This window comes from Streptomyces sp. NPDC052910, assembly GCF_055585605.1.
In genome coordinates, this window is sequence record NZ_JBVJJR010000006.1 from 371,661 (window position 1) to 390,391 (window position 18,731).

At 75.4% G+C, this 18,731-nt stretch carries 9 protein-coding genes and 1 pseudogene; 2 read left to right on the forward strand and 8 right to left on the reverse strand.

The window, feature by feature from the left end; genetic code table 11:
• Positions 1-308: 308 nt before the first annotated feature.
• The gene (locus ACZ6X9_RS23430) at positions 309-1,070 is read right to left on the reverse strand and encodes a phosphatase PAP2 family protein (RefSeq protein WP_469779946.1); all 762 of its coding nucleotides are present in this window, start codon (positions 1,068-1,070) and stop codon (positions 309-311) included.
• Positions 1,071-1,389: 319 nt separating this feature from the next.
• Between ACZ6X9_RS23430 and ACZ6X9_RS23435 the strand changes: the two genes are divergently transcribed.
• A complete protein-coding gene (locus tag ACZ6X9_RS23435; RefSeq protein WP_469779947.1) occupies positions 1,390-2,652 on the forward strand; it encodes a sensor histidine kinase in 1,263 nt (420 codons plus the stop codon).
• A 187-nt stretch (positions 2,653-2,839) separates the two neighbouring features.
• Here ACZ6X9_RS23435 and ACZ6X9_RS23440 read toward each other — a convergent pair whose 3' ends face one another.
• Positions 2,840-3,955 carry an NYN domain-containing protein gene (locus ACZ6X9_RS23440; protein ID WP_469779948.1) on the reverse strand — a complete coding sequence of 372 codons (1,116 nt, stop codon included), beginning with the start codon at positions 3,953-3,955 and terminating at the stop codon, positions 2,840-2,842.
• A gap of 163 nt (positions 3,956-4,118) precedes the next feature.
• Between ACZ6X9_RS23440 and ACZ6X9_RS23445 the strand changes: the two genes are divergently transcribed.
• Complete coding sequence (locus ACZ6X9_RS23445; RefSeq protein WP_469779949.1) at positions 4,119-4,769, forward strand: response regulator; 651 nt, start codon at positions 4,119-4,121, stop codon at positions 4,767-4,769.
• 58 nt (positions 4,770-4,827) lie between these two features.
• Here ACZ6X9_RS23445 and ACZ6X9_RS23450 read toward each other — a convergent pair whose 3' ends face one another.
• The 6 genes and pseudogenes from ACZ6X9_RS23450 to ACZ6X9_RS23475 form a co-directional block, all read right to left on the reverse strand.
• On the reverse strand, positions 4,828-6,618 hold the full coding sequence (locus tag ACZ6X9_RS23450) for an FAD-dependent monooxygenase (RefSeq protein WP_469779950.1): 1,791 nt from the start codon (positions 6,616-6,618) through the stop codon (positions 4,828-4,830).
• Positions 6,605-7,414, reverse strand: a complete 810-nt coding sequence (ubiG, locus tag ACZ6X9_RS23455; RefSeq protein WP_469779951.1) for a bifunctional 2-polyprenyl-6-hydroxyphenol methylase/3-demethylubiquinol 3-O-methyltransferase UbiG — start codon at positions 7,412-7,414, stop codon at positions 6,605-6,607. The genes ACZ6X9_RS23450 and ubiG overlap by 14 nt, the downstream gene beginning before the upstream one ends.
• Before the next feature lie 56 nt (positions 7,415-7,470).
• The gene (asnB, locus tag ACZ6X9_RS23460) at positions 7,471-9,312 is read right to left on the reverse strand and encodes an asparagine synthase (glutamine-hydrolyzing) (protein ID WP_469779952.1); all 1,842 of its coding nucleotides are present in this window, start codon (positions 9,310-9,312) and stop codon (positions 7,471-7,473) included.
• Positions 9,313-9,422: 110 nt separating this feature from the next.
• The gene (locus tag ACZ6X9_RS23465; protein WP_469779953.1) at positions 9,423-9,926 is read right to left on the reverse strand and encodes an SRPBCC family protein; all 504 of its coding nucleotides are present in this window, start codon (positions 9,924-9,926) and stop codon (positions 9,423-9,425) included.
• A gap of 16 nt (positions 9,927-9,942) precedes the next feature.
• Positions 9,943-10,632, reverse strand: a complete 690-nt coding sequence (locus ACZ6X9_RS23470) for a class I SAM-dependent methyltransferase (RefSeq protein WP_469779954.1) — start codon at positions 10,630-10,632, stop codon at positions 9,943-9,945.
• 440 nt (positions 10,633-11,072) lie between these two features.
• Positions 11,073-18,728, reverse strand: a pseudogene (locus tag ACZ6X9_RS23475) (beta-ketoacyl synthase N-terminal-like domain-containing protein); the annotation flags it as partial.
• Between the last annotated feature and the right edge of the window lie 3 nt (positions 18,729-18,731).

The following is an 18,731-nucleotide window of genomic DNA, read 5'->3' on the forward strand; positions in this document are numbered from 1 at the left end:
CTCCCCCAAGTATGGCGGCCTGCCCCGGCGGCTTGTAGGGCGGCGGGAGCGGCTCGTGGGGGCGTGGACGGGGGCCCGCCGGGCGCGGGGCGGGGCGGCGGGGCGGTTTGCGGTGAGGTGGGCGGGGTGGGGTGGACCCGGGGGCGGTCCCGCCTGACCGGAGGTCCGGCCTGGCCGGCCGGGTCGCACCGGCCGGACGCCCGGCCGGTCAGACGGGACCGCCCGGCCGGGCCGGCCGGGAAAACCCGAGGGCCCGCCGCCTCCGGGGAGGCGGCGGGCCCTCGGTGGGAGCTCGCGCGGCGCGGCGCTCAGCGGGCGGCGTGCCTGCGGTGCCGCCCGGAGCGGCGGGGGCCGCCCGGGGTGTCGGCGTGGCCGGGATGCCGGGCCTCGAGCTCGGCCCGCTCCTGTTCCAGGCCGAACCGGCCGAGCAGCGGCAGCCGGTCGATCCTGGGGAGCAGCCAGACGTGCCAGATGCCCGTGATGAAGAAGATGGCCGACCCGGCGACGAGGACGGACCCGAAGGTGTCGGTCGGGTAGTGGGCGCCGATGTACATCCGGGAGAAGGCGACCAGCAGCACCGCGAGGACGCCGCACACCGCGACGGTGCGGCGGTGGCGGGACTCGCGGAAGAGGAAGTAGACGGCGACGGCCACCGCCACGGTGAAGGCCGTGTGGCCGCTGGGGAAGCTGTTGGAGCCGATCTCCGGGTCGAGGGAGAACTGCCGCGGCGGCCGCTCACGGGCGACGAGGGCCTTGGCGACCTGGGTGCTGTTCCAGCCGACCGCCACCACCAGGAACGTGGCGACGGCCTGGATCGGCCGCCGTCGGGCGATCAGGAGCCAGCCGCTCCACAAAGCGAGGATGATCACACCCGCGACGGGCGACGCGAGGTAGCTGACGCCCTCCATCACGTCGTTCAGCCAGCCGGTACGGGTGTTCGTCTGGATCGTGCGGTCCAGGTCCAGATCGTGCGGCTGGATCAGCGACGTGTGCGCGGCGGTCATGCCGAGCACGATCGCTGCCGCGAACAACAGGACGGAGTTGCGCAACCAGTGGCGCACGTAGGGCATGGGTGGGGCGTCCTTCGTATCGGCATGGCGGCGCCGGGGGCGGCAGCACGCGCTTGATGACGAGTACGTGCCGCATGCTCCGGGGCACCGGTGCGGCCGTACTACAAAAACTACACGTGCGAGCGGGTGCCTCCCCAAGTGCGGCGGTCACGACGGAGACCGCCGGACGCGCTGTGTTACCGCCACCTCACGCACCGCCGCCTCACGCACCGCTGCCCCGGCGGGCCGGTACCGGCCTCCCCTCACCCCCCGCCCGTACGTCCTGTTCCGTGTGGGCTTCCCCACGACGGTCGATCATGGTCGCCCTAGACTCCGGCGGATGGAGCGAACGAGGGGGTGGCGGCCCGCCCGAGCGGCCGTCGTCAGGAGCGGCTGCGGGGCGGCCGGGGTGGGTGTGGCGGCGGTGGGGGCCGTGGTGTGGCCTGACGCCGGGGGGACGGCGGTCGCCACGATGACGGTGGCGGCCGTGCTCGTCCTGGCGGCGACGGGCTGGTGGTCCCGCGACCCGCGCCGCCTCGCGTGGACGGCGGTGGCCGTGGCGGCGGTGTGCGGGCTGGGCACCCTGTGCGCGGCGCCCGGCACGGCCGTCGAGGGGTCCATGGCGATCAGGCTCGCCTTCGTCGAGTACCTGGCCGGTACCTGGCTCGTCCTGCTGGTCACCCGCGCCCTCCCGCCCCGGCGGTCGGCCGCGCTCTGGCCGGTGCTCGGGGTGGCCGTGTCCACGGTCCTGCTGCGGGCGGGCGCCTACGACGGCGCGCTGGAGGCCGCCGGGCAGTCCGCCTTCCTGGCCGCCGGACCCCTGGCCGCCGGGGCGCTCGGCAGCGCCCTGTACACGGCCCGGGAACGGCGGTCGCGCGGCATCCGGGAGGCCCGCCGGGCCCAGCGCCTCGAACTCGCCGCCGATCTGCACGACTTCGTCGCCCACGACGTCTCGGGCATCGTCGCCCTCGCGCAGGCGGCGCAGGTCGTGCACGAGGCGCGGCCGGAGCGGGTGCCGCCGTTGCTCCGGCAGATCGAGGAGGCGGGGGTGCGGGCGCTGGGGGCCATGGACCGTACGGTGCACATGCTGCGGGACGGGGACGGTCGGCTTTCCGCCGCCGGCCCCGGAACGGACGCGTTTGCGGCCGACGACGCCGTCGCCCGGGCGGCGGCGTACGGGCTCGACGACGTGCCGGGGGTCGTGGACCGGTTCCGGGCATCCGGCACGGCGGACGTGCGGCTGACGGACGAAGTGCCGCCCGGGCGACGGGCGGACGTGCCCCGCGAGGTCGCGGCGACCGTGCACCGCGTCGTCGTCGAGGCGCTGACCAACGTGCGGCGGCACGCTCCCGGTACGGAGCGGGTGCGGGTCGTGCTCTCCTACGGGGACGGCGCGGCGGGGCCGGCGCTGTCCGTCGCGGTCACGGACTCCGGGCGCGGGGGCCCGCCGCGGGCCGGCCGGCCGCTTGCCGGTGAGCGGCGGAGCGGGCTGGGGCTGGCGGGGCTCTCCGAGCGGGTGGAGGCACTGGGCGGGGCTTTGACGGCGGGGGCGCGTGAGGGTGGGGGGTGGGCGGTGCGGGCGGAGTTTCCGTTGCGGTGGTGAGGGGGTGAGGGGGTGCGCCGCTCGGCGGCCCCGCGCGCCCGCCGCCTTCGCACGCACGGCCGTGGGCCACCGCCAGGCTGTCGGCCGGACAGGACCACGCCGCCGCCTTCGCGCGCACGCCACGCGGGGGCGGCTCCCCCGGTGGGAGCCGCCCCCGCGTGGTGCCGCCTTCCGGTCGGGCACCCGTTCAGGCGCGTCCGCAGCGGCCGCAGGCTCCTCTGCGGCGGAGGTGGTAGGCGAGGGTCGCGGCGCCCAGGGCCAGTCCCCAGACCGTCCAGAGGATGCCGGGACCGTTGGCGCCCCACATCTCGACGGTGACGTGGCGGGCGTTCATCAGGCCGCCGGGGACGAGGACGAGGGCCACGGTGGTGGCGGGGATGACGGCCGTGAGGGGGTGGACGCGCTTGCCCGCCTTCCACCACACCCAGCGGGGCCAGACCTCGCCCCAGCGGCTGATGAGGCCGTGGGTCAGCAAACCGCCGGCGGTGGAGAGCAGGCCGAGCCCGAGGCCGATCTCCAGCATGCCGGGTGTGTCCCGCATGTCCTCCAGGAACGCCCGGGAGATGCCGAGCGGCCAGCCGAAGTACCAGGCCAGGCGGGTGAAGTCGTAGGGGATGGAGGACAGGGCGGCCGTGCGGACGGCCCAGCGGCCCCAGCGCCGGGCGGCCTCCGGCGTCGTCCAGCGGGCGGCGCCGTGGGCGGACCGGCCGCAGGCGGTGCAGCGGTTCGCGGTGCGCCACTGGTAGGCGAGGGTGGCGGCGGCCCACAGCAGGCCCCCGACGAAGATGATGATCAGGTTGCCGCGATGCCAGTAGAGGACGTCCCCGACCCCGTCCTGCGGACCGGGTATCCCGGTGAAGGCGAACACCACCAGCAGCGGTGCGAAGACCAGCAGTCCGAGGAGGGAGTAGTCGGGGACGGCGAAGGCCATCACGCAGGCCGAGGTCCATCCGTAGGCGAGCAGCCAGGTCCGGGCCCGGCCCTTGCCCACGCCCCGGGCCATCAGCACGCCCGCGACGACGCCTGCCGCGCCCACCGCCGCGATCACCGGACCGACGATCTCCGCCCGGCTGGGTTCCAGCAGGGAGGCCGAGGAGCGGTCGTCCGCGACCTTGGCGAAGGGGTAACCGGCGCCACCCGCCGCCCAGTAGAGGCCCGCGGCGCCGTACAGCAGGGACCACAGGGCCGCCAGCCAGCCGGACCAGACCGGCCACCGGGACCACCTGCGCTCCCGGGCCGCCCCCGGGGGCGGCCCGGTCACGCCGTCCCGGACCGGTTCCGCGGTGGTCACCTGTGCGCTCATGGCGGTCTGTCTCCTCGTCCCCGACCGGCGGTCCTGTCCGCCGGTGCGGTGACCAGCCTCCCGTCCGGGGCCGGTCCGGCACATCTGCCGAACGGCAGACTCCGGGGGCCCGCCGACGGGCCCGGGCTATGCCGTCCGGCGGAGGGCCGCTACCGTGACGATCATGAGCATCCGCATACTCCTCGCCGACGACCAGGAAGCGGTCCGCATCGGTTTCCGGCTGATCCTCGACGCGCAGCCGGACATGGAGGTCGTCGGGGAGGCCGAGGACGGCCGGCAGGCCGTCGAACTGGCGGGCAGGCTGCGGCCGGACGTGGTGCTGGCCGACATCCGGATGCCGCGGCTGGACGGGCTGGAGGTCACCCGGCTGCTGGCCGGCCCGGACGTGCCGGATCCGCTGCGGGTGGTCGTGGTGACGACGTTCGACCTCGACGAGTACGTGCACGCGGCGCTGCGCAACGGCGCCTGCGGCTTCCTGCTCAAGCGGTCCGGCCCGACGCTGCTGGCGGAGGCGGTGCGGGCGGCGATGGCGGGGGACGCCATGGTCAGCCCGTCGGTGACGGTCCGCCTGCTGCGGCAGTTGCGCGCCCCCGAGCCGCCGCGCGCGGCGCCGCCCGCCGAGGCGCTCACGGAACGCGAGGCGGAGATCGCCCGGTTCGTCGCCAAGGGGCTGACCAACGCCGAGATCGGCGCCGAACTCTTCATCTCCCCCGGCACGGTGAAGACCCACCTCGCGCACATACAGCGCAAGTTGGGCGTCCGCAACCGGGTCGGCGTCGCCGCCTGGGCGTGGGACAACCGGGCGGCTTCCTGAGCGCCTGTCGGCGGCCGCGGGACCGGCCGGGCCCGGCGGCCCGGCCGGCGGGTTTCCGTCAGCCGCGGGAGGCGCCGGTCTCGTCCCCTCGGATCCGCAGCAACCGGGCCACGACGCCCGGCAGTTCCCCGGCCCGTGAGCCGTCGGCCGCGCGCCAGGCCACATGCGCGTCCGGGCGGACCAGGACGCAGCCGTCCGGGCCGACCTCGCGCACCCGTGCCCACTGCCCGTAGGGGTCGCGCAGGTCCTCGGGCGTGCCGATGACGCGGACCGTCACCGGAACGCCGGTGAGGCGGGCGGTCTCGTGGGCGGCGGCGTGCCAGCCTTTCCCGCCGGGGCCGGTGAGCAGCACGAACGTGCCGCGGCCGACGACGTCGAGGGTGGAGCGGGCGCGCCTGCCGTCTTCCAGCCAGGCGTGCGGGAGGCGGGCGCCGGGCCAGGTGGTGGGCCGGTAGTAGAGCTCGGGGTCGCGGTCGGAGGCCGGTTCCGGGGTGTCCGGGGCGGTGGCGCCGTCCCGGTAGCGGTAGCCGAGTTCCACACCGTGCGCGTTGACCTGGTAGTCGACGCGGCGGGTGGCGACGGCGAGGGCGGCGGCACGGGCCCGGGCCTCTGGGGAGTCGTCGTGCAGCGTCTCCAGGATGCGCAGTTGTTCGTCCGCGCTCTGGCCTTCGGCGAAGCCGAGCGCCTCGGGCACGGCCAGCAGGTCGGCCATGCTGCGGAAGGCCCGGTCGACCACCTGTCGCCCGACCGGGTGCCGTTCGCTGTGGTAGGTGTCCAGCAGCCCGGGTCCGGCCGGGCCGTCGAGGACGAGTTTGAGCTTCCAGCAGAGGTTGAACGAGTCGGCGACCGCCGAGTTGAGGCCCAGCCCGTTGGTGGGCGGCCCCTGGTGGACGGCGTCGCCGACGCAGAACACCCGCCCGTCGCCGTACCGTTCGGCGACCGTGCCGTTGACGTCCCAGGGCGAGACGTCCTTGATGCGGACGGTGACGGAGTCGTCGCCGATGCTCTCCAGGATCCGCGCGCGGACCGCCGCGTGGTCGGCGGGGTCGAGGGGGCTGTCGGGGTGCGGGAAGGTGAGGAACACCCACTCGTCCCAGGGGCGGACGCTGACGAAGACCCGGCCGTCGGTCGGGGGACGGCCGGGGACGGCGCCCACGTAGAGGATGCCGGGCCGGTGGGCGGCGTAGCGGCTCAGGTCGGCCTCGAACCAGACGGAGACGGCCTTGGCGACGGACTGCGCGCCGGTGAGGCCGAGGCCGAGCTGCCGCAGGACGCGGCTGCGGGCGCCGTCCGCGCCGACGAGGTAGTCGGCGCGGACGGTGTACTCGCGGCCGGTGCCGCGGTCGCGGACGAGCGCGGTGACGCCCTTCTCGTCCTGTGTCAGGGACAGGAACTCCTGCCCGAACCGGAGTTCGCCGACGCCTGCCTCCTCCACCGCCTCGACGAGGATCGGTTCCAGCAGGTGCTGCGGCAGGTTGCACATCCGGGCGGGGCTGGCCGCCCGGTAGTCGCCGATCCGGTCCGGCCCGTTGCCGTAGGCGTCGAGGCGGGCGACCTCGGGGTCGGTGAAGGTGGACATGAACACGTGGTTGGCGAGGAGGTCGGGCGGGGTCGCCCGTTCCATGACCCGCCGCTCGACACCCAGGTCGCGGAAGATCTCGCCGGTGCGCTGGTTGAGCAGGTGGGCGCGGGGCGTGTGGGCGGTCCCGCGGTGCTTGTTGACGAGGAGGTGCCGGACTCCGTACCGGGAGAGGGCGAGGGACGCGGCGAGGCCCGCCGGGCCGCCGCCGACGACCAGGACCGGCACCCGGACGTCGGCGGCGTCCCCGCCGGGTTCACAGGCCGGCATCCGTGCTCCCCCCGGCCTTGCGGGCGTATCCGGCGTAGATGACGGAGATGTCGGTGCTGGTGCCCAGCCGGAACTCGCGGCCGAGTTCGCCGTACGAGATGTGGCCGCGCGCCCGGCGGCGGAGCAGCCGCAGCACCTCCAGCCGGCCGCGGCTGGAGGAGAAGCCGACCTGGCCCTTGTTGCGCAGCCCGTGCCGGCCGAAGATCCGGTAGAGCTCGTCGGGCTTGATGAACTGCCGCCAGACGTGCAGGTCCTTCTCGGCCCAGCTCACGGACGGCCAGTCCTGTGCCATTTTCACCATGACCAGCCAGGAGGCGAGGGTCCGGTTGATGGTGTCGTAGAGGTAGTGCCCGCCGGGGCGCAGCACCCGGGACGCCTCGGCGACGGCCCGGTCGACGTCGGTGACGTGTTCCAGGGTGTCGCAGCAGTAGACGAGGTCGAAGCTGCCGTCGGGGAACGGGAGTTCCTCGGCGGTGCCTTGTCGGTAGGTGATGTCCAGCCCCTCCCGCTTCGCGTGCTCGGCGGCGGCGTCCAGCGAGGGCTGAGACGGGTCGATTCCGGTGACGCGGCAGCCGGCCCGGGTGAACTCCTCGGCGAGCAGACCGCCGCCGCAGCCGATGTCGAGGACGCGCAGGCCGTCGAGGTCCATCCGCAGCCGGCGGGTGAGGACGTCGTGGAAGTAGGCGAAGCGGGCGGGGGTGAACTCCTGGAGGGTGGCGAACGGCCGGTCGTCGCGCCACCAGGAGTCCGGCCGGTCGTAGACCGCGTTGTTGACCTTGACGGGTGCGTCCTTCACGGGGGTTCCTTACGGGTCGGAGGCGGAAGCGGAGGCGGGGCGGCAGGTGGCGGGGGTCAGGTGAGCTTGACGACCGGGCGGCGGACGTCCAGCCAGACGGCCAGGTCGAGGACGCGCTCGAAGGCGTCCCGCGCGTCGCGGCGGACGGCCTCGGGCGCGCCGTGGGCGGCCTCCCGCAGGGCGGCGCCGTCGAAGAAGCCGACGGCCTGGTGGTCCTCGGCCAGCAGCTCGGACACCTGTGTCTGGAGGGCGGAGACGTAGCGGAGTTCCTGCGTCCGGGGGTAGAGGGCCTTGACGCGCTCGACGACGGAGCGCGGCAGGACGTCCTGGGTGGCCGCGCGCAGCAGGCTCTTCTCCCGTCCGTCGTGGGTCTTCATGGCCCACGGGGTGTTGTAGACGTACTCGACGATGCGGTGGTCGCAGAAGGGGACGCGGACCTCCAGGCCGACGGCCATGCTCATGCGGTCCTTGCGGTCCAGGAGCATGGGCAGCAGGCTCGTCAGGTGCACGTGGCAGAACTCGCGCATGCGGCGCTCGTGCGCGCCCTCCCCCGGCACCTCGGGGACCGCGGCCACGGAGTCGGCGTACCGCTGGGCCCAGTAGCCGGGCACGTCCAGGGTGCGCAGGAGCAGCTCGGGGTCGATGAGCTTGGTGGGGTGGCCGGACGGGTCGAGGGAGGAGGCCGTGACCCAGGGGAACATGGCGCGTTCCTGGACGGCCGGGAGGTGGAACCAGGGGTAGCCGCCGAAGACCTCGTCCGCGGACTCGCCGGAGAGGGCGACGGTGGAGTGCTCGCGGATCGCCTTGAACAGCAGGTAGAGGGAGTTGTCGGCCTCGCCGAAGCCGAACGGCAGGTCACGCGCGGTGACGACGGCGCGGCGCACGGCGGGGTCGGCGAGCTGCTGGTGATCGAGACGGATGTCCTGGTGGACGGTGCCGACGTGGCGGACGACGTCCCGGGCGAAGGGGGCGTCCTGGGTGTCGTGGAGGTCGTCGGGGTTGAACCCCTCGCTCTGGACGAAGTCGACGGTGAACGTACGGGCCTGCTTGCCCCGCGCGGCGAGGTGGCGGCCGGCCAGAGCGGTGAGCGCGCTGGAGTCGAGGCCGCCGGAGAGCAGGACGCACTGCGGGACGTCGGCGACGAGCTGGCGCGCCACGGTGTCGTCCAGCAGTTCGCGGATCCGGCGGACGGTGCTCTCCGTGTCGTCCGGGTGCTCCTTCGCCTCCAGCGTCCAGTAGACGTGCTCGCGCACACCGCCGCGGTCGACGGTGACGACGGTGCCGGGACGCACCTCGCGCAGGTCCGCCCAGACCGACCGGCCGGGGGTCTTGACGAAGCCGAACAGCTCACGGAAGCCGTCGGTGTCGACGACCGGTTCGACGAGCGGGTGGGCCAGGACCGTCTTGGCCTCGGAGCCGAAGACCACACCGTCCTTCGTGAGGTGGTAGTGGAGGGGCTTGATGCCGAGCCGGTCGCGGAGCAGGACGAGCCGTTCGGTGCGGCCGTCCCAGATGCCCAGCGCGTACATGCCGTTGAGCCGGTCGGCGAGGGCGGGCCCCCACTCCAGGTAGCCGCGGAGGACCACCTCGGTGTCGCTGGCGGTACGGAACGCGTGGCCCCGGCGCCGGAGTTCGGCGCGGAGCTCGGTGAAGTTGTACGCCTCGCCGCTGTAGGTGAGGACGACGGGGCCGTCGTCCGTCTCGGCGACCATGGGCTGGACGCCGCCCTCCAGGTCGATGACGGACAGCCGGCGGTGGCCGAGCGCGGCGTGCCGGGACAGCCAGGTGCCCTCGGCGTCCGGGCCGCGGCAGACCATCGTGTCGTTCATGGCCCGCAGTACGGGCCCTTCGCCCTCCAGGTCGCGCTGGAAGGAGATCCAGCCTGCGATACCGCACATGGTTGCCCAGCCCTCGTTTCCGGTCGTTCGGTGTCTGTCGGTGTCTACGGTTGTCGTCCGGCGGACGCCGGAGCCCCTCTTCCTTCGCGCGGGGGGCTCCGGCGGGTGGTTCAGCGCCGGTCGGTCATGTACGTACGCAGTCCGTCGATGTGCGACCGGCCCGTCGGTGCGAAGAAGAACCGGTCCAGCGCGTACCGCAGGGGCGGGAGGCTCCAGGGGGCGCGGAGTTCCGCGGCCCAGCGCCAACGCAGCCGGGAGCCGTGGGCGGTGGGTTCGACCACGTAGTCCTCGACCAGCCGCCGGAAGATCGGACGGGAGGCGGCGACCCCGGTGAAGGTCTTGCGTTTGCCGTCGTCCCAGCGGTAGAAGCGCTCCTTGAGGACGAAGTTCCCGCTCATGTGGATCTCGCGGGTGGTCCCGACGCCGAAAGGCCGTTCCGAGGTCCAGCGCAGTTTTTCCATGCCCCGGGTCCAGCTCGACGCCTCGTCGCCGGTGAGCACCGCCCACGTCTCCTCGGGCGGGAAGGGCAGCTCGACGGTGCGGGTGTGGCGCATGGGCGCCGAGGTGAGGAAGGCGTCGCCCGCCTCCAGGATGGGGTACCAGCGGTGTGCCATGGCCGTCTCCCTCCGCTCAGCGGGCCGTACGGGCGCGCCAGAGGGCGACGCAGCCGCGCACGACGAGGTCGTGGTCGGTGAAGTGCTCGCCGAGCTGGTCCCTGAGGTCCTCCAGGCTGTCCTCCTGGTTGTGGAAGACGCCCTTGGCGTTGAGCTTGTCCATCAGCGAACGGCCGACACGGGTGACCGGGACGCCCTGGGAGAGGACCGTGCTGCCGAAGACGTACCCGCCGGGCTTCACGGCACGCCCCGCGTGGCGGAGGGCTATGCCCTTCTCGCGGATGCTGCCGGGGATGCAGTGCAGCAGGAAGCTGAGGGCGACCGAGTCGAAGGAGGCGTCGGGCACGGGCAGCGGTTCGAGGGCGTTGCCCTGGACCTGGGTGACGCGGTAGCGCTTCAGGCGGCGGGCGGTGAAGGCGAGGGTGCTGGGGTTGAGGTCGACGAGGGTGATGTCCGGGTCCGGGGTGGGGAACGGGCAGTGGTCGAGCAGGTAGCCGGTGCCGACCCCGACCTCCAGGTGCTTCTCGCCGACGCAGGTGGCGTACATGCGGTGGAAGTTGCGCGGCGAGCAGCGCCAGAAGAGGGGTGCGCTGCCGCGGAAGACGACCAGGTCGTAGAAGGTGAGCGCGCGCCGGTGGTAGGCGGACTGGCCGTCGAGGACGTCCTGGTCCACGGGTTCCGGACGGCTGACCTGATCGATGCTCATGAGTGCGGTGTCCTTCGCTGTTGACGGTGGTTCGGGTGGGTGGTGCGGGTGGTGGATGTGTGGGGGGCGTAGTGCGGTTGTGGTCGTGAGGGTGCGGGGTGGGCGGTGCGGTTGTGGTCGTGGGGACGCGGGAGGCGCGGTGTGCCGCCCGTCGGCGACACGGCCGTGGCGGGCCGCGGCGCAGCGGCTCAGCGGCGGTGGGGCGGCTCGACGGTGTCCCGGCCGGCGGCACTCGGGCCGGTGGCACCCGGACCGGTGGCGCCCGGGGCCGCGGCGGCCGTGTCCCCGGCCATGCTCGTAGCGTCCGGACTCGCGGCGGCCGGGCCCGTGGCGCCCGGGTCCGTGGCGCCCGGGTCCGTGGCGTTCGAATCTGTGGCGCCCAGGCCCGCGGCGTCCACGCCCGCAGCCTCCGGGCCGGCGAGCCGGTCCAGGACGGTTCGCAGGGTGCCGGCGGCGTGTTCTCCGGCCAGGCCGAAGTGGTCGCCCGGCACCTCGCCTACGGTGTCCGCCGCGGGCCAGACCGCCTGCCAGCCGCCGTCCGCGAGGCCCTGGAGCTCCGGGCGGTCCGCGAACGCGGCCAGCGGTTCGGCGGCCCGCAGGTGGACGACCGGGGTGGCCAGGGGCTCGGGCCGCCAGGCGGTGAACAGCCGGTCGTAGCCGCCCATGGCGGTCAGGCAGGTGTCGTCCCAGCGGTCGTCGCCGGGTCCGAGGGAGCCGCCGCCGGCGCGCAGTCGCCGGCCGATCTCCTCCTGGATCGCGGTCAGCGCCGGACTGCCGGGGAGGTAGCTGTCGAGCAGGACGAGGGCCCGGGCCGGGGTGCCGAGCGCCTCCAGCCGGGCGGCGACGGCGTGGGCGATCCAGCCGCCCGCCGAGTGGCCGAGCAGGGCGAACTCCCCGCCGTCGGCGCACCGGAGGGCGTCCTCCGCGTGGTGGCGGGCGAGCGCCTCCAGGCCGTCGGGAAGGTTCTCACCGGGGGTGAAGCCGGGGGCCGGGAGGGCCCACAGCTCGGCCGTGCCGTGGGCCGCGGCGGCGAGCCGGGCGTACTGGTGGGCCCCGGAGCGGCCGGCGAACGACGGGAAGCAGAGCAGGCGGGTGCCGGCCGGGCCGCGGGAGAGCCGGACGGGGGCCGGGCTCGCGGTGGGACGCTCGCCGGAGCCGAAGACCGGGCGGTACCGGGAGGCGGTCCGCAGCAGCTCCTGGAAGGCGGCGAACTCGCCCAGCTCCCCGGCCCGCAGGGCGAGCGCGGCGAGGGTGCCGCCGCCGGGCCCCCCTTCGACACCGTCGTCAGCGGGGGGTTCCTCTTCCAGGGCGGCCAGCAGGTGGGCCGCGAGCGCCTTGAGGGTGGGGTGGTCGAAGACCAGCGAGGTGGACAGGGTGAGGCCGGTGGCCGCCTGGAGGGCGGCGCGCAGCTCGGCCGCCGCCAGCGAGTCGAAGCCCAGCTCGGGCAGGCCGACGCTCGCCTCCACGGCGTCGGTCGTGGGGTGGCCGAGGACGGCGGCGATGTGCGTCGCCGCCAACTCGGTGACCAGGCGCTCGCGTTCGCCGCCGGGGAGCGGCCGTAGGCGGTCGCGCAGCGCCGGCCCCTCGGTGACGGGCTCGGCGGCGGCCGGAACGGTCGCGCCCGTGACGGCGATTCCCGACGTGACGGGGGTTCCCGGCGTGGCCGGAGCGACGACGTCCGGCCAGTAGCGCTGCCGCTGGAAGGCGTAGGTGGGCAGCGCGACGCGGCGGGCGCCGCGTTCAACGTGGAACCGGGCCCAGTCGGGGCCCGCGGCACCGCGCGTGTGCGCCCGGGCGAGGGCGGCGGTGACGCTCACCGCCTCGTCGTGGCCGCGCCGGAGCAGCGGTACGGCCGCCGCCGGGGTGTCCGCGTCGGCCAGGGCGTCCCGGACCAGCGCCGAGAGGACACCGCCGGGGCCCGGTTCGAGGAAGGTCGTCACGCCGTCGGCGGCCAGCCGCCGGACGCCGTCGAGGAACCGCACCGGGCGGCGGATGTGCCGCACCCAGTAGTCCGGGGAGCACACCTCCTCCGCCTCCAGGATCTCTCCGGTCACGTTGGACACCAGGGGGACGCGGGGCGCGCGGTAGCCGAGGCCGGCCGCGACGGAGCGGAAGTCCTCCAGCACCTCGTCCATCAGCGGCGAGTGGAAGCCGCGCGTCACACGCAGCCGCTTGGTGCGCCGGCCCCGGTCGGCGAGAAGGCCGGCCACCCGCTCGACGGCCTCGCGCGGGCCCGAGACGACGGTGGCCCGGGGCCCGTTGACGGCCGCGATCCCCACCCGGTCGTCTCCGGCCAGGACGGCCGCCACCTCGTCCTCGGCGGCTTCGACGGCCACCATGACACCGTCCGGCGAGGACGCCGCCATCAGCCGGCCCCGGGCGGTGACCAGGGCGCAGGCGTCCTCCAGGGAGAGCACCCCCGCCACGTGGGCGGCGGTCAGCTCGCCGACCGAGTGCCCGCCGAGCCGGTCGGGGACCACACCCCAACCTTCCATGAGGCGCGCGAGCGCGACACCCGTGGCGAAGAGGGCGGGCTGGGTGTACGCGGTGTCGTCCAGCAGAGCGGCCTCCGGCGTGCCCTCCTCGGCGAACAGCACGTCCCTGAGCGGGCGTTCGAGGTGGGCGTCCAGGTGGCCGCAGACCTCGTCCAGCGCCTCGGCGTAGGCCGGGAACGCCGCGTACAGCGCGCGGCCGGCGCCCGGCCGCTGGCTGCCCTGGCCGGGAAAGAGGAAGGCCGTCCGGCCGCCCGCCGCGACGTCGCGGACGACGTGCGGCGCCGGGGTCCCGGCGGCCAGGGCCGCCAGCCCGGCGAGCAGCCCGTCGCGGTCGGCCGCGAGCACGGCGGCCCGGTGCTCCAGCGCTCCGCGCGTGGTGGCGAGGGAGTAGCCGATGTCCAGCGGTGTCAGCCCGGGGCGTTCGTCCACGTACGCGCGCAGCCGTTCGGCCTGGGCGCGCAGGGCCTGTTCGCCGCGGGCGGAGAGGGCGCAGGGGACGAGGGTGGCTCCCCTCCCGCGCGCGTCGGTGCCGGCCGCTGTGCCGTTCACGGGCCTGACCGCCCCCTTCGCGGGCGCGGAGGCGTTCTCGGCGGAAGCCGACTCGCCGCCGACGGGCGCGGACGGTTCCTCCGCGGGCGCGGGCCCGCCCTCCGCGGGGGCAGGCACGCCGCCACCCGGCGGGGACTGCCCCACGGCGAGTGCGGAGACGCCCCCCACGGGCGCCGGCTCACCGTCCGCGAGTACGGACACACCCTCGGTCGAGGCCGACTCGCCCCCGGTGGGCGCGGGTTCGCTTCCCGCAGGCACGGGCATGCCGCCCGGGGGCACGGGTGCGCCCTCGGCCTGTGCCGGCTCCCGCACCGCGAGTACGGACGCGGCCTCGACGGGGGCCGGGAGGCCGCCCGCCGGCGTGGACACGTCGCTCGCGGGCGCCACCTCACCGCTCACCGGCGCGAACGCGCCCTCCGTCCGCCGCGGTTCGGGCTCCTCGGGGGCCTGTTCCAGGATGACGTGGGCGTTGGTGCCGCTGATGCCGAACGACGAGACGCCCGCCCGGCGGGGGCGGCCGGGCCGGGGCCATTCCCGGGGCTCGGTGAGGAGGGCGACCGTGCCGGAGGACCAGTCGACGTGCGGGCTGGGCTCGTCGGCGTGCAGGGTGCGGGGCAGGACGCCGTGTTCCATCGCCTTGACCATCTTGATGACGCCGGCGAGGCCGGCCGCGGCGGCGGTGTGGCCGATGTTGGACTTCACCGAGCCGAGCCAGAGGGGCCGGCCGGCGGGACGGTCCTTGCCGTAGGCGGCGATCAGCGCCTGGGCCTCGATGGGGTCGCCGAGGGGGGTGCCGGTGCCGTGGGCGTCGACGGCGTCCACGTCGGCCGGGGTGAGGCCGGCGTTGGCGAGGGCCTGGGAGATGACGCGCTGCTGGGAGGGGCCGTTGGGCGCGGCGAGGCCGTTGCTGGCGCCGTCCTGGTTGGTGGCGGTGCCCCGGACCAGAGCGAGGACGGGGTGGCCGTTGCGGCGGGCGTCGGAGAGCCGCTCGACGAGGAGCAGGCCGGCGCCCTCGCCCCAGGCGGTGCCGTCGGCGGCGGCCGAGAACGCCTTGCAGCGCCCGTCGGGGGCCAGTCCGCGCTGCCGGGAGAAGCCGACGAACGCCTGCGGCGTGGACAGTACGGTCACGCCGCCCGCGAGGGCGAGCGCCGACTCGCCGGAGCGCAGCGACTGGCAGGCCAGGTGCAGGGCGACGAGCGAGGAGGAGCAGGCGGTGTCGACGGTGACGGCCGGGCCTTCCAGGCCGAACGCGTAGGCCAGCCGGCCGGAGATGACGCTGGCGGCGTTGCCGGTGAGGACGTACCCCTCCAGGCCCTCCGCCGCGCCGGCGGCCAGTGCGGTGTAGTCCTGGCCGCTGGAGCCCGCGAAGACGCCGGTGCGGCTGCCGCGCAGCGAGGTCGGGTCGATGCCGGCCCGTTCGAACGCCTCCCAGGCGGTCTCCAGCAGCAGCCGCTGCTGCGGGTCCATGGCCAGGGCCTCGCGGGGGCTGATGCCGAACAGTGCGGCGTCGAACCGGTCGGCGTCCTCGATGAAGCCGCCCTCGCGGGTGTAGGTCGTGCCGGGGTGGGCGGGGTCGGGGTGGTAGAGGGCGCCGAGGTCCCAGCCCCGGTTCCCGGGGAACGGGGTGATGGCGTCCCGGCCTTCGGCCACCAGCCGCCACAGGTCGTCCGGACCGGCCACACCGCCCGGGAAGCGGCAGGCCATGCCGACGACGGCGATCGGATCGTCGTCCGCCGCGACGGTCCTGGCGGACGGGGCGGCCGGCGCGTCCTCGCCGAGGAGTTCCGCGAGGATCCTGCGGCTCAGCGCCTCGGGCGTCGGGTGGTCGAAGACGACGGTCGCGGGGAGCGGCAGTCCGGTGGCCGTGCGCAGCCGGTTGCGGAGCTCCACGGCGGTGAGCGACACGAACCCGATCTCGTTGAACGGCCGTCCGGGCTCGACCCGTACGTCCTGTCCGAGCACGGCGACGGCGTGTGCGGCCACCAGGTCGGCCAGCACCCGTATCCGTTCCGCCTCGGGCAGCCCGTCGAGCCGTCGCCGCAGCGCGGTCGCGGCGGTGCCGGGCTCCTCGGCGTGCTCCCGCCGGTCGCCGGCGGGGCGTTCGCCGCGCCGGGACCACCAGGCCGACAGGGTCGGCAACAGGGCGTCCAGGCGGGCGAGTTCGTCGGGGTCGGCCACCTCGAGGAGCGCGGCGAGCGCGTCGTGGTCCTCGTCGGCGACGGCCGTCCAGAACCGCTCCTCCAGGGGGTCCCGGGCGCCCGCCGCGCCGGGGCGGGTCTCGACCCAGTAGCCGCGCCGCTGGAAGGCGTAGGTGGGGAGGTCGGTGAGACGGCGGGCGGCGGGCGGGAAGGCGGGGGCCCAGTCGACGGAGAGGCCGCGGGTGTGCGCCTCGGCGAGGGAGGTGAGGAAGCGGCGCCAGTCCCCCTCGTCGCGGCGGAGCGAGCCGACGGCGACGGCCTGGACGCCCGCGTCCTGCGCGGCCTCCTCGATGCCGACGGTGAGGACGGGGTGCGGGCTGCACTCGACGAACGCGCCGTGCCCCTGCGCGAGGAGGCCGCGGACGACGGCCTCGAAGCGCACGGTCTCGCGGAGGTTGCGGTACCAGTAGTCGGCGTCGAGGCCGGCGGTGTCCAGCGGCTCACCGGTGAGGGTGGAGTGGAAGGGGACGGTCCCGGTGCGGGGCCGGATGCCGGCGAGGTCGGCGAGGACGCGCTCACGGACGCGCTCCACCTGCGCGGAGTGCGAGGCGTAGTCGACGGGGATGCGCCGGGCGCGGATCCCACGGGCCTCGCAGCGGGCCAGCAGCTCGTCCAGGGCGGCGGGTTCGCCGGAGACGACGGTGGACAGCGGCCCGTTGACGGCGGCGACGGACGCCCGGTCGCCGAGCCCGTCGAGCAGCCCGGCGACGGCGTCGGCGCCCAGGGTGACGGCCACCATGCCGCCGTCGCCGGACAGGATCTCGCCGATGGCGCGGGAGCGCAGGGCGGCCACCCGAGCGCCGTCCTCCAGCGACAGGCCGCCGGCGACGCAGGCGGCGGCGATCTCGCCCTGGGAGTGCCCGACGACGCCGGTGGGTTCGACGCCCATCGACCGCCACAGCGCGGCCAGCGACACCATCACGGCCCACAGCACCGGCTGGACCACGTCGACGCGCTCCAGCCCGGGAGCGCCGGGGGCACCGCGCAGGACGTCCGTCAACGACCAGTCCACGAACGGCTCCAGGGCCCGTTCGCACGCCTCGACGCTCTCCCGGAAGGTGTCGCTGGTGCCGAGGAGGCCGACGGCCATGCCGGCCCACTGCGAGCCCTGGCCGGGGAAGACGAACACGGCGCCGTCGTGGGTGGCGCCGGCCTCGCCGGTGACGACGCCGGGCGCGGCCCCGGCGTCCGCCGCCTTCCGTACCCCGTCGGCGAGTTCGCCGCCCCGGCCGATGACGACGGCCCGGTGGGCGAAGGTGGTACGGCCGGTGGCCAGCGTCCAGCCGACGGCCGCCGGGTCGGTGCCCGGCCGCTCGGCGAGGTGCGCGGCGAGCCGCTCGGCCTGGGCTTGGAGGGCGCTCGCGCTCTTGGCGGACAGCAGCCACGGCAGCACGCCGGCGTCCTCGGCGGGCGCGGCCGGTTCGGCGTCGGGGGCCTGTTCGAGGATGACGTGGGCGTTGGTGCCGCTGACGCCGAAGGAGGAGACGCCGGCCCGCCGGGGCCGCCCGGTGTCCGGCCAGGCGCGCCGCTCGGTCAGCAGCTCGACGGCGCCGGCCGGCCAGTCGACGTGCGGGGTCGGCTCGTCGGCGTGCAGGGTGCGCGGGAGGACGCCGTGGCGCAGCGCCATGACCGTCTTGATGACCCCGGCGACACCCGCCGCGGCCTGTGTGTGGCCGATGTTGGACTTCAACGATCCCAGCCACAGCGGCAGTTCGGCGGGCCGGTCCCGGCCGTAGGTGGCGAGCAGCGCCTGGGCCTCGATCGGGTCGCCGAGCTTCGTGCCCGTGCCGTGGGCCTCGACGGCGTCCACGTCCCGGGCGGAGAGCCGGGCGTCGGCGAGGGCCTGCCAGATGACCCGCTGCTGGGAGGGGCCGTTGGGCGCGGTGAGGCCGTTGGAGGCGCCGTCCTGGTTGACGGCGGAGCCGCGGACGACGGCGAGCACGGGGTGGCCGTTCCGGCGGGCGTCGGAGAGGCGTTCCAGGGCGAGCATGCCGACGCCCTCGCCCCAGCCGGTGCCGTCGGCGGCGGCCGAGAACGCCTTGCAGCGCCCGTCGGGGGCCATGCCGCGCTGCCGGCTGAACTCGACGAACATGCCCGGCGACGCCATGATCGCCGCGCCGCCGGCCAGGGCCACCGTGGACTCGCCGCGCCGCAGCGACTGGCAGGCCAGGTGCAGGGTCACCAGCGACGACGAGCAGGCGGTGTCGACGGTGACGGCCGGGCCCTCCAGGCCGAGGACGTACGACAGGCGGCCGGAGAGGACGCTGGCCGCGCTGCCGGAGAGCAGATAGCCCTCGAAGTTCTCGGTGGCGCGCTGGAGGAGTGCGCCGTACTCCTGGTGGCCGGTGCCGACGAAGACGCCGGTGCGGCTGCCGCGCAGGGTCTCGGGGTCGATGCCGGCGCGTTCCAGCGCTTCCCAGGAGGTTTCCAGCAGCAGCCGCTGCTGGGGGTCCATGGCCAGGGCCTCGCGGGGGCCGATGCCGAAGAAGGCGGCGTCGAACCGGTCGGCGTCGCGCAGGAAGCCGCCCTCGCGGGCATAGCAGGTGCCCGGGTGGTCGGGGTCCGGGTGGTAGAGGGCGTCGAGGTCCCAGCCGCGGTCGGCGGGGAACGGCGCGACGGCGTCCCGCCCCTCGTCGACGAGCCGCCACAGGTCCTCGGGGCTGCCGACATCGCCGGGGAAGCGGCAGGCCATGCCGACGACGGCGATCGGCTCGCCGGCGACGGCCTCCATCTCCTCCAGCCGGCGCCGGGTCTCCCCCAGGTCGGCGGTGACGCGCTTGAGGTAGTAGCGCAGTTTGTCCTCGGTGCGCTGTGGCACGCCTCCGCCGGTGGCGGTTTTCTCCTCGGTCCCCATGGA

What these genes read in the sequence shown, in the direction of transcription:
- ACZ6X9_RS23430 (WP_469779946.1), bottom strand. Translation starts at nt 1,070, where the DNA reads ATGCCCTACGTGCGCCACTGGTTGCGCAACTCCGTCCTGTTGTTCGCG.
- ACZ6X9_RS23435 (WP_469779947.1), top strand. Translation starts at nt 1,390, where the DNA reads ATGGAGCGAACGAGGGGGTGGCGGCCCGCCCGAGCGGCCGTCGTCAGG.
- ACZ6X9_RS23440 (WP_469779948.1), bottom strand. Translation starts at nt 3,955, where the DNA reads ATGAGCGCACAGGTGACCACCGCGGAACCGGTCCGGGACGGCGTGACC.
- ACZ6X9_RS23445 (WP_469779949.1), top strand. Translation starts at nt 4,119, where the DNA reads ATGAGCATCCGCATACTCCTCGCCGACGACCAGGAAGCGGTCCGCATC.
- ACZ6X9_RS23450 (WP_469779950.1), bottom strand. Translation starts at nt 6,618, where the DNA reads ATGCCGGCCTGTGAACCCGGCGGGGACGCCGCCGACGTCCGGGTGCCG.
- asnB (WP_469779952.1), bottom strand. Translation starts at nt 9,312, where the DNA reads ATGTGCGGTATCGCAGGCTGGATCTCCTTCCAGCGCGACCTGGAGGGC.
- ACZ6X9_RS23465 (WP_469779953.1), bottom strand. Translation starts at nt 9,926, where the DNA reads ATGGCACACCGCTGGTACCCCATCCTGGAGGCGGGCGACGCCTTCCTC.
- ACZ6X9_RS23470 (WP_469779954.1), bottom strand. Translation starts at nt 10,632, where the DNA reads ATGAGCATCGATCAGGTCAGCCGTCCGGAACCCGTGGACCAGGACGTC.